9 protein-coding genes and 1 pseudogene are annotated in these 13,553 nt (G+C 69.3%); 3 read left to right on the top strand and 7 right to left on the bottom strand.

Going from position 1 to position 13,553, the window contains the following annotated elements; all coding sequences use genetic code 11:
- Positions 1 to 30 precede the first annotated feature (30 nt).
- From E3D03_RS18980 to E3D03_RS18955, 6 genes are all read right to left on the bottom strand, one after another.
- Positions 31 to 1,113 (bottom strand): HlyD family secretion protein, encoded by a 1,083-nt coding sequence (locus E3D03_RS18980; protein WP_263568245.1) that lies wholly within the window; start codon positions 1,111 to 1,113, stop codon positions 31 to 33.
- On the bottom strand, positions 1,110 to 2,723 hold the full coding sequence (locus E3D03_RS18975) for an MFS transporter (RefSeq protein ID WP_263568244.1): 1,614 nt from the start codon (positions 2,721 to 2,723) through the stop codon (positions 1,110 to 1,112). Before E3D03_RS18975 ends, E3D03_RS18980 begins: the two co-directional genes overlap by 4 nt.
- A complete protein-coding gene (locus E3D03_RS18970) occupies positions 2,720 to 3,151 on the bottom strand; it encodes a MarR family winged helix-turn-helix transcriptional regulator (protein ID WP_263568243.1) in 432 nt (143 codons plus the stop codon). Before E3D03_RS18970 ends, E3D03_RS18975 begins: the two co-directional genes overlap by 4 nt.
- Positions 3,152 to 3,282: 131 nt before the next feature.
- A complete protein-coding gene (locus tag E3D03_RS18965) occupies positions 3,283 to 7,785 on the bottom strand; it encodes a translocation/assembly module TamB domain-containing protein (protein WP_263568242.1) in 4,503 nt (1,500 codons plus the stop codon).
- A complete protein-coding gene (locus E3D03_RS18960; protein ID WP_263568241.1) occupies positions 7,785 to 9,671 on the bottom strand; it encodes an autotransporter assembly complex protein TamA in 1,887 nt (628 codons plus the stop codon). Before E3D03_RS18960 ends, E3D03_RS18965 begins: the two co-directional genes overlap by 1 nt.
- Before the next feature lie 89 nt (positions 9,672 to 9,760).
- Positions 9,761 to 10,684 carry a glucokinase gene (locus E3D03_RS18955; protein WP_263568240.1) on the bottom strand — a complete coding sequence of 308 codons (924 nt, stop codon included), beginning with the start codon at positions 10,682 to 10,684 and terminating at the stop codon, positions 9,761 to 9,763.
- 138 nt (positions 10,685 to 10,822) lie between these two features.
- Between E3D03_RS18955 and E3D03_RS18950 the strand changes: the two genes are divergently transcribed.
- The 3 genes from E3D03_RS18950 to E3D03_RS18940 are packed head-to-tail and all read left to right on the top strand — an operon-like array spanning position 10,823 to position 13,216.
- Positions 10,823 to 11,281, top strand: a complete 459-nt coding sequence (locus E3D03_RS18950; RefSeq protein WP_263568239.1) for a hypothetical protein — start codon at positions 10,823 to 10,825, stop codon at positions 11,279 to 11,281.
- A gap of 57 nt (positions 11,282 to 11,338) precedes the next feature.
- Positions 11,339 to 12,730, top strand: coding sequence for an adenosylhomocysteinase (ahcY, locus tag E3D03_RS18945; protein ID WP_263568238.1), 1,392 nt, complete (start codon positions 11,339 to 11,341; stop codon positions 12,728 to 12,730).
- 48 nt (positions 12,731 to 12,778) lie between these two features.
- Positions 12,779 to 13,216, top strand: a complete 438-nt coding sequence (locus E3D03_RS18940) for an HIT family protein (protein WP_263568237.1) — start codon at positions 12,779 to 12,781, stop codon at positions 13,214 to 13,216.
- A gap of 15 nt (positions 13,217 to 13,231) precedes the next feature.
- Here E3D03_RS18940 and E3D03_RS18935 read toward each other — a convergent pair.
- A pseudogene (locus tag E3D03_RS18935) lies at positions 13,232 to 13,436 on the bottom strand (IS5/IS1182 family transposase); the annotation flags it as partial.
- Positions 13,437 to 13,553: the final 117 nt, after the last annotated feature.

The raw sequence follows: 13,553 nt of genomic DNA, 5'->3' as shown, positions 1-13,553 counted from the left end.
GAACAAGGGTATAATCAATGGGTCCTGACCCTAGCCCTCATGCCCCATGACCAGCGCGCCGGCGCTGGCGGAACGCTCGCCCGAGCCCTCGTCCACCGTCACCACCACGGACAGCCCGGGCTCCAGGTATTCCGACATCTCCTGCCCCGGGTCGATCGCGATCCGCACCGGCAGGCGCTGCGCCACCTTGGTGAAGTTGCCGGTGGCATTGGAACCCGAGAGCAGGCTGAATTCCGAGGCGGTGGCGGGCGAGAAGGCCTCAATGCGGCCGGTGAAGCTGCGGTGCTGCATGGCGTCCACGGTGAAGGTGGCGCGGTCGCCGATGCGGACGCCGTGCAGCTGGGTTTCCTTGAAGTTCGCGATCACCCAGACCTCGGGGCCGACATGGCTGACCAGCGCGGTGCCGGCGGTGACATATTGCCCCTGCCGCACGCCGAGCTGGCCCAGCCGGCCGTCCGAGGGGGCGCGGATCACGGTATTGTCGAGATCGATCTGCGCCAGCTCCACCGCCGCCCTGGCCGAGGCGATCTCGGCGCGCTTCGCGGCAAGGCCGACCTCGGCGCCGTTGACGGTCTCGCGCGCGACGGCGATGGCGCTTTGCGCTTGCGTCACGCCGGCCTCGGCCTGGCGCAGCGCCAGTTCGGACTGGTCGGCCGAGCTTTGCGCGGTGACGCCGCGCGATTGCAGGGCGCTCGCCCGGTCCCAAGTCGATTTCGCGGTGTCGCGGGCGGCCTCGGCGGCGGAAAGCGCGGCCTCGGCCGATTGCAGGCTGGCCTGGGCGGAATGCACCGATTGCTGCTGGATCTTCAGCGCGGCCTCGGCGCCTTCCAGCGCGGCCTGGGCCTGCGCGCGCTTCTGGCGGTATTGCCGGTCGTCGATGCGGGCGACGACCTGGCCCTGGCGCACGGTCTGGAAGTCCTGCACCTCGACCGCGGCGACATAGCCCGAGAGCTGCGGCGCGACGGTGGTGATCTTGCCGCGGATATAGGCGTTCTCGGTCTGCGGATGCGCGGAATGGAACGGCGGCAGATGCCAGGCGTAGAGCACGATCAGCAGGCCGGCGAGGCCGGCGACAAGGGCGATCAGCGTGGGGATCAGGTGGTTCTTGGTCATTTCGCGGGCTCGGGGTTGGCAGGCTGGCGGCGCGCGGCCAGCCAGTCGCGGAAGATGTGGAGCAGCAATGCGCAAAGCGCCGTCGCCGCCACCAGGAAGGTCAGGAGATAGGCGTCGTTATAGGCCATGACATAGGCCTGATTGCTGGCGTCCTGGGCGATCAGCGCCACCGCCTGCGCCTTGCGTAGGGCCGCGTCGGGGATCTGCGAGGCCAGCGCCGCCATGTTCTGGGCGATGGCGGCGGTGGTCTGGGGATCGGCGGCCGTCAGCTCTTCGCGCAGGACCTGCAGGTGCAGGGCCTGGCGGTGGTTGATGAAGGTCGAGAACAGGCCCGAGCCCATGGCCCCGCCCAGCGACTGGGTCGAGATGAAGACCACGACGAAGGACAGCAGGTAGTTCGGCCCCTTGGCCAGCGCCGCGACCAGCCCCTGCATCATCGCCGGCGCCAGGTAGAAGGTGCCGGAAAAGGCGATCAGCGCCTGGCTCAGCATCATCTGCGCCGGTCTTGTGTCGATGGTCGAATGGCTGTCCATGAAGGCGCCGGTGCAGAACAGCACCAGCGCGACCAGGTGCAGCACCGGCACGCGCTCGGGCTTGATCACCGGGATCAGCGCGAGGCCACCCAGCACGGTGGCGGCGGTGATGATGGCGAACAGCGGCACCAGCTGGCCCTGGGTCACGCCGAGGATCTGGAACATGCGCGGCGCGCCCGAGCTTTGTTCCGACAGCACCAGGCGAAACACCAGCAGGGCGATGGTCAGGTGCACCATGGCCGGGCTGGTGAGCCAGCGGATGTCCAGAAGCGGCGTCTTGCGGTGCAGCTCGATCACCACCACGCCGGTCAGGGTGACGGCGGCCAGGGCCAGCACCCAGCCGATCCAGGGCGTGTCGGTCCACCAGAAGGTCGCTCCCATGGTGAAGGCGGCGGTCAGGCTGCCGAAGCCGATGGCGATCAGCACCCAGCTGACCAGGTCCATGGCCGCGATCACCTTGACGCGCGGCAGCGAGGCCAGCGGCAGGGCATAGACCAGCGCCAGCGACACCGCCGCCAGCCCCAGTGACATCAGGTGCAGCGGGCCCCAGCCCAGGTCCCCCATCAGGCTGGGCGAGATCACGCGCGCGAGCGACGGCCCGGCCGAGAGCATGGCCATGACCATGGGCAGGCCAAGGCGCATCTTCCAGGCCGGGGGCAGCGGTTCCAGCATGTACATGAAGCCGAGCGTGGACAGCGGCGCGGCGGCGGCGCCGGCGAAGAACTGCACCACGATGGCCGAGCGCAGGTCCGAGATCGCCAGCGCCGCCAGCGAGACCAGCAGGTAGAGCAGGATGGCGATCTCGGCAAAGCGGCGCAGGCCGAATTGCGTGCGGATCTTGATCAGCATCAGGGGCAGCGAGGCGCGCGGGATCAGGAAGGCCGCCATGAGCCAGCCGGCTTGGGTCTGGGTGGCGCCAAGGTCGCCGGCGATCTGCGGGAGATTGCTGCTGACGAAGCCCTGCGCCAGACCTTGCGTCATGCCGATGGTCAGCGAGGCGCCGATATAGGCCAGCGTCATGGCCGGGGATTTCGGCACGAAGGGCGGCGGGGCGGCCGGGGTGGCGGCGTCGCTCATGGCTGGCGCAGCTTTTCGGCGTTCTCGGCCATGCGGGCCAGCGTGCGGCGGGTGGCGGCGAGGTCGTCCTCGGGGATGCCCTCGGACAGCGCGGCATCGACCTCGGCGCGAAAGCCCAGTAGGGGCTCGATGCGGGCGGCTTCGGTCAGGTGCACGGCATGCTTGCGCGCGTCGCCCGGCAGCGCCCGGCGCTCGGCCAGGCCCTGCTGTTCCAGCGCGTCCAAGAGCCGCTTCAGCGTCGGCGTCTCGATGCCCAGCGTGGTGGCAAGCTGAGCCTGGCTCGCGCCCTCGTCGCGGCCGATGGCGGTCAGCAGGCGGGCGCGGGCGAAGGTCAGGCCGTAACGCTCGACCCGCATCTCGAAGGCGGCGCGGATGCTGCGGGTCAGCGCGGTGAGCGTGTCGAAGATCATGGTTTCGCGATCGGGCATGGGTTATTTCCGTCGGCGACAGATGAGTCGCCTTCATTAGTTAGCTAACTAATGAAGGTCGCTGCCAAGATCAAGGCCCCGCCTGCGGGTTTCGCGGGCGGGGCCTTTGGGCCGAACGGGCGCGGGGCGCGTCAGTAGTCGCGTTCGTAGAACAGGCCGATGGCGCTTTCGCCCTCGCTGTCCACCGAGCCGCGCGCGGTCAGCGCCTTGTTGATGTCGAGGTTCAGGTTCAACTGCGTCTTGCCGTCGCCGCCGACCTGCACGTCGGTATAGAGGTTTTCCGACAGATATTTTCCGGCGCGGACCGAGACATTGCCCTGGTCGTCGGTGGCAAGGTCCAGATCGTCGAGCCCGGTCGAGGCGCGCAGCCGGCCGATGATGCCCTCGCCGCCCTTGCCGGCGAGCGTCGCCACGGCGCTGGCAAGCTGCGCCGCCTGCAAGGCGCTGATATTGTCGAGGCCGCGCCCGAACAGCAGCTGCGACAGCACCTCTTCCTGCGGCATTTCGGGCGAGGATTCGAAGGTGATCTCGGGGTCGTAGGCCTCGCCGTCGATGATGATGCGGGTGGTGATGTCGTCCTGGTGCGTCTCGGCCACCAGCCGGATCACCGGGACCAGGCTGCCCTGCAATTCGATGATGCCCTCGGTCATGTCGAAACGCTTGCCGAGCAGGTCGACGCGACCGCGGATCAGTTCCAGCTTGCCGATCGGGATCGGCTGGCGCGCGTTGCCGGTCAGGCGGATCTCGCCGCCCAGTTCGGCATCGACGCCGCGGCCGCGCAGGAAGACCTGGTCGGGGGCCGAGATCAGCAGGTCGAAGCGCGCCGGATTGGCCGGCGGGATCGCCGGCGGCGAGGTCATGCCGGCGGCGATCGCGTCGGGGCTGGGGAATTCCAGCAGCCCGGCCTTGGCCCGGGTCTGGCGCTGCGGCGGCCGTTCCGAGCGGTGGATGATGTCGGGAATCGCCCGCGCGCCGCCGAGGCCCGTCGAGGGGATGCGCAGTTCCGTATGGCCGACGTCGATGCGGCCCGAGACCAGCGGCCCCTGCCCCACCGTGCCGGCGACATTGATCGCGCCGTTGACCCGGGTTTCATAGAGATTCGGGTCGCGCAGCACGACATTCGCCAGCCGCACGTCCAGGTTCATCTGCCGGCTGCCGGTCAGGTTGACCGGGCCGCTGACGGTGATGGTGCCGCCGGCCTCGACCGCGCCGCGCACGTCCACGTCGATGCGGCCAGCGTTGAAATCGGCATTGGCGTTCAGGCTGCCCACGGCCAAGCCGAAGCGCGGCTCGGCCAGCCGGCCGCCCGTCAGCGCCACCCGGCCGGAAAGCGATTCCAGCGCCGGCTTGCCGTTCAGCCGCAGATCGAAGCTCAGCGGCCCTTCGACCGAGCGGGTGCGCAGGAACGGGTTGGCGGCAGCGGCGTTGCTGGTGCCCTCGATGCGGATATCGGCGGTCGCCAGGCTGGTCGCGGCGGTGCCGGTGACGCGGGCCTGGGTGTCGCCCGGGCCGGTCGCGGTCAGGTTCACGTCATAGGTCGGACCGGCGTTGCGGATGGTGCCCTTGACCGTCGCCGGCCCCGGGAAGCCCTGCACCAGCAGGCCCAGGTCGGCCAGCCGGGCGTCGAGGTTCAGCCCCTCGGACGGGCTGCCGTCGCCGGTGACGGAGAGCTGCGGGTTCTGCGCCCGCAGCCGGCTGACGGTCAGGCTGCCGTCGGCGCGCTGGGTCGCGGCAAGCTCGATCCGGGTCTGGCCGGCCAGCACGGCATCGGCCTGGGCATTGCCGACGGCAAGGTTGCTGGCATTGCCGGTGGCGGTGATGGCGCGGGTGCCGTCCGGCTGGTCCTGCACCCGGCCCTGGGCCTGCACCGCGCCGCGGAAGCCGCGGCCGAGAAAGCGCAGGTCGTCGGCGCGCAGGTTGGCGGTCAGGTCGGTGGCGCCCTTGCCGAGCGTGCCGGCGGCGTCCACGTTCAGGCGCGGGTTCTGCACCGTCGCGGTGTCGATGGTGAAGACGCCGCCGCGCTCGGTCCCCTGCACGGCAAGCCGGGTCTGGCCGGCCAGCGCGCCGTCCACCTGGGCCTGGCCAAAGGACAGGTCGGTGCCGGTGCCGGTCACGTCCAGCCGGCGCGCGCCGTCGCCCGCGTCCTTGAAGCTGCCCTGCGCCTGCAGCGACCCGCGCCAGCCGCGGCCGAAGCTGGCCAGCGACTTGATGCTGACCGCGCCGGTCATGTCGGTCGCCTGGCCGATGGTGCCCTGCGCCGTGGCCTGCATCTGCTGGTTCTGCAGGTTGAAGCTGTCGATGGTGAATTCGCCGCCCTGCTCGCGCGCGGAGAGTTTCAGGTCGGTGACGCCGGTCAGCGCGCCGTCCACGTCCTGCTGGCCGAAGCGCAGGTCGGTGCCGCGCCCGGTCAGCTCCAGCCTGCGGGCATTGCCCTGCCTGGACGCGGTGCCTTGCAGCACCACCCCGCCCGAGAAGCCGCGGCCCAGCACCGAAAGGTCGGGCATGGCGACGGAAAGCTCGCCGTCCAGCGCCTGCATCGAAAAGCTGCCCTTGCCCTGGGCGTCGAGCTGCGGGTTCTGCAGGCTGAATTGTTGCAACTGATAGGCGCCGGCGCTTTCCAAGAGCTCGATCACCAGGTCGGTCTCGCCCTTGAAGGCGCCGTCGATCTCGGGCCGGCCCAGGGTCAGGTCCTGCGCCTTGCCCTCCAGCGCCAGCTTGCGGCCGCCCTGCGGGCCGGTCAGATGCGCCTGGGTCCGCACCGCGCCCGCATATTGCGGGTCGGCCACCGACAGGTCGGGCATCGAGATCGTCGCCGTCACGTCGCTGGCATTGCTGTTCAGGTAACCCTGCGCCTCGGCCGTCAGGTTCTGGGCGTTGACGGTCAGCTTGCGCAGCTGGATGCCGGTGCCGTCGCGCCTGGCCGACAGGTCGATGGTCGATTCGCCGGCCAGCATGCGGTCGGCCTGCTCTTGCCCGATGCGGATGTCCTGGCCCTTGACCTGGGTGTCCAGGTCGAAGGCCTTGCCCAGCAGGACATAGCGGCCCCTGATCGCCGCCTCGGCCCGTCCGCCCAAGGCCCGCCCGGCCAGGCGCGAGAAATGCGACAGGTCGTCATGCGTGGCGGTGATGTCGCCGGCGATGGCAAGGCCGCTTTTCAGGCCCGAGACCTCGGCCTCGCCCTTGAAGCCATAGCCCTTGCCGTTGATGTTCATGCCCCAGAATTTCAGCGCATTGCCGGGGGTGAAGGCGAAGTTCAGGCCGCCGTTCAGCGTGTCGCCCAGCGCCTCGGCCAGGCCGGGGTCGGTGGGTTTCACCGCGTCCATGCCGAAGGCGACCCAGCCGCGCACCTCGGACAGCGCCTGGGCCTCGGTCAGCACCACCCGGCCGCGACCGTCGAGCCGCAGCTCGGTGAGCGTCAGGTCGGGCCGGGTCATGTCGCCGACGCGGCCCTTCAAGACCCAGCCCGCGCCCTGCGCCGCGTCATAGTCCAGCCGCAGGTTGCCCGAGGTCACGGTCATCGGCGTGTCGCCGAAGGGCACCGCGACCGGCAGCTGCGTGGCGCCGGCGTCCTGGCCCAGAAGCAGCGTTAGATGCGCGCTTTCCGGCGCGCCCTGGGCGGTGGTCGCGACCGAGCCCGCCAGGTCCAGCGCCCCGGTGGTGACCTTGAGCTCCGGCACCAGAAGCCGGCCATCGGCGCCGCGCCAGCCCTCGGCGCGGATCTGCGAGGTGCCCGCGAAGAACTGCTGGTTCTGGGGCGCGGTCAGCGAGGCGATGTCGCCGTCGAGCTGCGCCAGGAAGGCCGTGCCCGCGGCGCCGTCGCGCTGTTCGGAACGCACCGCGACGGTGCCCTGCACCCGCGGCGCGCCGTCGGTCATCAGCGCGATCTTCGCGGTATAGTCCGACAGCGGCCCGGTGCCCGAGATCTGCGCCTGCACGGCCGGGCGGCCGTTCATCTTGACGATATTGGTGAACAGGCCGTTCCTGTCCTCGTCCAGCCGCAGGTCCAGCGCCAGCACCCGGGTCTCGTTGGAAAAGCCCGCGTCCAGCAGGAACTGGCCGCGCGGGCCGTCGACGCGGTCGATGGTCAGCTTGGTCTGGCCCTCGCCGTTCTCCAGGTTCATGGCGCCGTCGATGGCGATCACCGCCTCTTGCCCGATGATCGGCTGGCCCAGCTCGACCCGGCCGACCTGGATCTTGTCGATGTTCACGCTGACCGGCAGCTGCGGCAGCGAGAATTCCCGCGCCTCGGCCTTGGGCGCGCTTTCGCCGGTGCCGGGCAGGCGGGGCAGGATGATGCGTTCGGCCGACAGCTCGTCGATCTGGATGCGGCGCGACAGCAGCGCCGAGCGGCTCCAGCTCATGGCGCCGTTTTCCAGGGTGATCCAGACGCCGTCGTCGTCGGCGATGGTCATGCGGTCGAAGGTCGCGCGGGACGACAGCGCGCCGCGGAAACCGTCGATCTGCACGTCGCGGCCGGCGCCGGACAGCTTTTCCTGCAGGAAGCGGGTGATGAAGCCCTTGTCGTCCTCGACCTGCTGCGAGATCTCGGCGGCGCTGTCCTGCGCCATGGCGGCCAAAGGCGCGGCCAAGACGAGGCAAAGGGCGAAGAGGAAACGGTAAGCCAGATCGCGCATCAGAATGCCTGCCCCAGACCGATATAGACCTGCACCCCGCCGTCGTCGCCATCGCCGCCGCCGACCGGCGTGGCGAGGTCGAAGCGCAGCGGGCCGATCGGGGTCTTGTAGCGGATGCCCGCACCGGCGCCGGCCTGCCAGCCGCTGGCACCGGACCAGGTGCTGTCCTCCCACACCCGGCCGGCGTCGGCAAAGATCGCCAGGCCGATCTTCTCGCGGACCTGGATGCGGGTCTCGGCGGTCAGGGTGACGATGGACATGCCGCCGGTCTTGACCGGGCCGTCCGGGCCCTGGATCACCTCGACGCCCAGCGATTCATAGGAATGGCCGCGCACGGTGCCGCCGCCGCCCGACCAGAACAGATAGTCGCGCGGGGTTTCCTCGATGTCGGGGCCGGCGACGGTGCCGAGCCGGGCACGGCCGGCCAGGGTGAAGCGGTCGTCCTGGCCGAAACTGTAATAGGCCCGGCCCTCGGCGGTGATCTGCGCCCCCGAGCCGGTCTCGTCCTGCAAGCCCACGAAGGGGGTCACGCCGCCCGACAGCCAGTAGCCGCGCTTGGCGTCGTTCTGGTCGTCGCGCTTGTCCCAGGTGACCGAGGCCGGCAGCGCGAACAGCCGGAAGTCGGTCTGGCCCGAATCGTCGTCGACCCGCAGCGCGCGATATTGCAGCGCCACGTCGGCGGTCAGCTCGTCGCTGGGCAGCCAGGTGAAGCCCAGGCCGAAGGTGCCGGACTTGAGGTCGTAATCCTCTTCCTGCTGGCTGACGACCTGGGCCAGCACATAGCCGGTGGTGTCGGCGGTGATCGTCGCCGGCCGGTCGATGCGCACGCCCAGATTATAGTCGCGCCCGGTGTCGCCGCCGATGTCGGAAACGCCGGCATCGACGCGCAGCCGCTCGCCGCCGCGGAACAGGTTGCGGTTGATCCAATAGGCGGTCAGCGCCAGCCCGTCGGTGTTGGAATATTCAAAGCCGGCGCCCAGCCGGCGCAGCTTCTGTTCGACCACCAGCAGGTCCACGTCCAGCGTATTGCCGGGGCCGATATAATCCGCCTCGGTCAGGGTGATGGCCGAGAACACGCCCGAGCGGCGCAGGCGCTTCCTGACATCCTCGAGCTTCTCGGGGTCGAATTTCTCGCCCTCGGGGAAGCCGGCGATCTTGCGCAGCCGGCGCGGGTCCATGCGCTTTTCGCCGCGGATGGTCAGTTTGCCGAAACGCAGCTCGGGGCCGGGCGCCAGCAGGATGCGGCTGTCGATCTTGTTGGTGGCGTGATCGGCGATGATCCGGGTTTCCGCCACATCGGCCTTGGCATGGCCCACGTCGCGCCAGCCCGAGACGGCGGCGGTGGCCGCGCCCTTCATGTCGTTGGTGCGGGCGATGGCGCCGGTGTGGTATTCGCTGGGCAGTTCGGTGCCGGGCGCGACCGGCGCGATCTCGGCCCGGCTGTAGCGGAAGCGCGGCCCGGGATCGACCTGCACCACGACCTTGCGCACCAGCTTCGGCGCGTCGAGCGGCGCGATGGTCGCGGCCTCGGTCCCGTCCAGGGTGATGTCGATCAACGCCGAGAAATAGCCGTTGTCGTAGAGCACGCCCAGGATGCGGGCATAGTCGCCGCGCGCCGCCGCCAGCATGTCCTGGCCGGTCACCCGCCCCTCGTCCTGCGCGCTGACCAGCAGAGAGGTGGCGCGGATCTGCGGCAGCAGCTCGTCGTCGCCGCCCCGGACGCTGAAATCGACATCGACGGGCGAGCTGGCATTGCCGCCCTTGCCGCCGAAAAGCCCCGAGAAGGGCGAGGAGGAGGAGGGCCCCGAGGATTGGGCCATCACCACGCCCGCCCCCGCGCCCAGCACGATTGCGGCCGATGCCCCTGCCCTGATCCAGCTTTTCATTGCCCGTCTGCCCTGCTTTTCGCGTTTTGCGGCAGCATTGCAGGGAGCGTTAACAAAATCCAGCACGGCAGGCCGGATTCGGGCAAATTTCAGCGGATCGCGGCAAGACAGCCATGCAGCGCAGCCATGTCGTCGCGGATCACCCCGACCGGAACCGCCTGCGGAATCCGCGCCATCAGCGGGTCGGACAGGAAGGCCGCCTCGAAGATCGCAAAGCGGTCGGCGCAGGTCCGCGCCACGCTGCCGGTCAGGAACATCCCGTCCATCGGCATGAATCGCAAGGCAAGTTCCCGGCACAAGAGGCCGAGGAGCCGGGCATAAAGCGCCAGCGTGCGCAGCGCCTCGGCGTCGCCCTGGGCCGCGGCATCGGTCACGGTCTCGGCCCGCGCCGGGGCCGTGCCGCTGCGCAGCGCGTGCAGGCGCGCGAGGCCGCGGCCGGCGAACAGTTCCTCGACCGAATCGACTTGGCCCGCCTTGTCGCCCAGCGCCTGCGCCAGCGGCGCTGCGACCGACAGTGGCAGGCGGGTGTGGCCTTCCTCGGCTTCGAGGCAGGCGATTCCCCCGCCGGGCAGCACCTTGACGGCGCAGACGTTGAAGCCGGTGCCGGCATTGACCACCAGGCGCTGGCCGTTCGACAGCGCGGCCTCGGCCGGGACGCGCAGGAAGCCCGCCGCCGCGCCGTCCAACGCCGGCGTGGCATAGCCCAGCGCGATCAGGTCGTTGATGAGCCGGGCGCGCGGCGCGCCGGTCAGGGCGCAGAGCCGGGCTTCCGAGAAATCCCAGTCGCGGTTGGTCAGCCGCGCCTCGTGGCCCCAGACCGGGCCGGCGACGGCGACGCAGACCGCCTCGATCTGCGGGCTGCCCTGCTGCGACAGATAGGCGGTCACCACATCGTCGAAGCTGGCGTGGTCGTCGCCGCGAAAGCGGGTGATCGAGCCCGGGTCCAGCGCACCGTCCCGCGCCAGCACCATGCGCGCATTGGTGCCGCCCACATCCGCCAGCAAGATCGCCATTCCGCCCCCCTTGGTTCTGGCCCCGGTCTGGTTCTAGGCCATCCGCGCCCGCGCCGCCAGCATGGAACACTTGCGGAACCTTGCCGCGCGGGGCGGCGTTTTGCCCGCGAACCCGCTGCCAAGCGAAAGGTTGATCTGATGACCAAGACCCTGCTGACCCGCCTTGTCCCCGCCGTTCTGGCGCTGGCCGTCGCCGCCCCGGCGCTGATGACGGGCGCCGCCCCGGCGATGGCCACCACCATGAGCCGCGAGCAGAACCTGGCCAATCCGCGCGGCTGGTCGGCGGTGGCGGGCATGGACCCGCGCGAGGTGCGCGAGATGGCCCGCACGCTGCCGCTGTCCGACGATGCCGGCGGCGACCAGCCCTGGTGCGACCGCAAGGCCGAGGTGGAATCGACCCTGAGCCACGATTTCGGCGAGGAAAGGGTCGCCGCCGGGCATGAGGGCACCGCGCTGTGGGGCTCGGCGCTGATGGGCACCTGGACGGTGGTGCTGGAGCGGCCGGATGCCACCAGTTGCGTCATCGCCTCGGGCATCGGCTTCAGCGACGGCGCCAATCCGGGGGTGTTCTTTACCAAGGCCGGGCTCAACGGCTGATTTGCGCCGCAGCGCCGGGAATGGTATGGCCGCCGCGACAAGCTGCGCGAGGCATCCATGACCGACCACATCATCCGTGACATCTCCCTGGCCGATTTCGGCCGCAAGGAGCTGGACATCGCCGAGACCGAGATGCCCGGGCTGATGGCCCTGCGCGCCGAATACGGCGAAGCGAAGCCGCTGGCCGGCGCCCGCATCGCCGGCTCGCTGCACATGACCGTGCAGACCGCGGTGCTGATCGAGACGCTGGTGGCCTTGGGCGCCGAGGTGCGCTGGGCGTCCTGCAACATCTTCTCGACCCAGGACCATGCCGCGGCGGCGATCGCCAAGGCCGGCATCCCGGTCTTTGCCATCAAGGGCGAGACGCTGCCGGAATACTGGTCCTATACCGACCAGATCTTCCAGTTCGCGGAAGGCACTGCCAACATGATCCTGGACGACGGCGGCGACGCGACCATGTATGTGCTGCTGGGCGCGCGGGTCGAGGCCGGCGAGACCGGGCTGATCGACGTGCCGACCAGCGAAGAGGAAGAGGCGCTGTTCGCGCAGATCCGCAAGCGGCTGGCGGCCGCGCCCGGCTGGTTCACCCGCCAACGCGCGGCGCTGCGCGGCGTGTCCGAGGAAACCACGACCGGCGTGCATCGCCTCTATGACCTGCACAAGAAGGGGCTGCTGCCCTTCCCGGCGATCAACGTGAACGACTCGGTCACCAAGTCGAAATTCGACAATAAATACGGCTGCAAGGAATCGCTGGTCGACGGCATCCGCCGCGCCACCGACGTGATGATGGCCGGCAAGGTCGCCGTGGTCTGCGGCTATGGCGACGTCGGCAAGGGCTCGGCCGCCTCGCTGCGCGGCGCCGGCGCCCGGGTCAAGGTCACCGAGGTCGATCCGATCTGCGCGCTTCAGGCCGCCATGGACGGGTTCGAGGTCGTGGTGCTGGAGGATGTGGTCGCCAGCGCCGACATCTTCGTCACCACCACCGGCAACAAGGACGTGATCCGCATCGAGCACATGCGCGAGATGAAGGACATGGCCATCGTCGGCAACATCGGCCATTTCGACAACGAGATCCAGGTCGCGGCGCTGAAGAACCACAAATGGACCAATATCAAGGACCAAGTGGACATGATCGAGATGCCCTCGGGCAGCCGCATCATCCTGCTGTCCGAGGGGCGGCTCTTGAACCTCGGCAATGCCACCGGCCACCCGAGCTTCGTCATGTCGGCCAGCTTCACCAACCAGGTGCTGGCGCAGATCGAGCTGTGGACCAAGGGCGACGACTATGCGCCGGGGGTCTATATCCTGCCCAAGGCACTGGACGAAAAGGTCGCGCGGCTGCACCTGGATCGGATCGGCGTCAAGCTGACCCGGCTGTCGCGCGAACAGGCCGATTACATCGGCGTGACGCCGGAAGGCCCGTTCAAGCCCGAGCATTACCGCTACTGATCCCCGTCGCGCGGCCCTTACGGCCGCGCCCCGCCAAGGAGGTTGCCCATGTCCGGAGACGACTGCCTGTTCTGCCGTATCGCGCGCGGTGAATTGCCCGCGCATCGCGTGCATGAGGATGACCATATCCTGGCCTTTCTCGACCTGCATCCGATCCGCCCCGGGCATTGCCTGATCATTCCCAAGCAGCACCATCCCTGGTTCGAGGATCTGCCCGAGGATCTGGCCAACCGCATCACCAGCTGCGCGCAACGTCTGTCGCGGCACATGAAGGCGCTCTACGGGGTCGAGCGGGTGGCGCTGTTCTATACCGGCATCCATGTCGCCCATGCCCATGCCCATGTCGTGCCGATGCATCACGTCCACGACGTGTCGTCCCAGGCCTATCTGAAGGACGGGGTTCTGGACTTCACTCAGCCACCGCAACTGCCGGCAGAGCACGGCGCGCGGATCGCGGGCGATTTGGCGGCGGCTTTTCCGGCCTGAATGGGTGGAGATGTGACGGCGCACCATGCCAAACAGCATTTCATGGTCAGACAGCCTGGATCGCGGCACTGTCGTCGGGCTGACGGCCACGCTTGCCGGTGGGAGCTTCCCCGGTCATGGCCGGGCCGAACCAGATCCTGAGCGAGCCGCGGCGCTCGAGCGCTTCGTTGTAGGCTGGCCCGTTCCGGGTCTTGTAGGTCGGCGGTGCCGATCTGCTCATGCCATCCGCCCACGACGCTGGATTCGAGAGATGAATCCCTCTCGGGATTTGGCAACAGAGCCAATAGAGCCGGTTCGTGTTCCCTTAGGCTCCAGACTCATTAACTTTAGAGCCAGA

This window comes from Paracoccus sp. DMF (assembly GCF_004407025.1).
Classification (GTDB): domain Bacteria; phylum Pseudomonadota; class Alphaproteobacteria; order Rhodobacterales; family Rhodobacteraceae; genus Paracoccus; species Paracoccus aminovorans_B.
The sequence above is the reverse complement of the archived record's forward strand: the minus strand, read 5'-3'. Positions and strand labels throughout refer to the sequence as shown.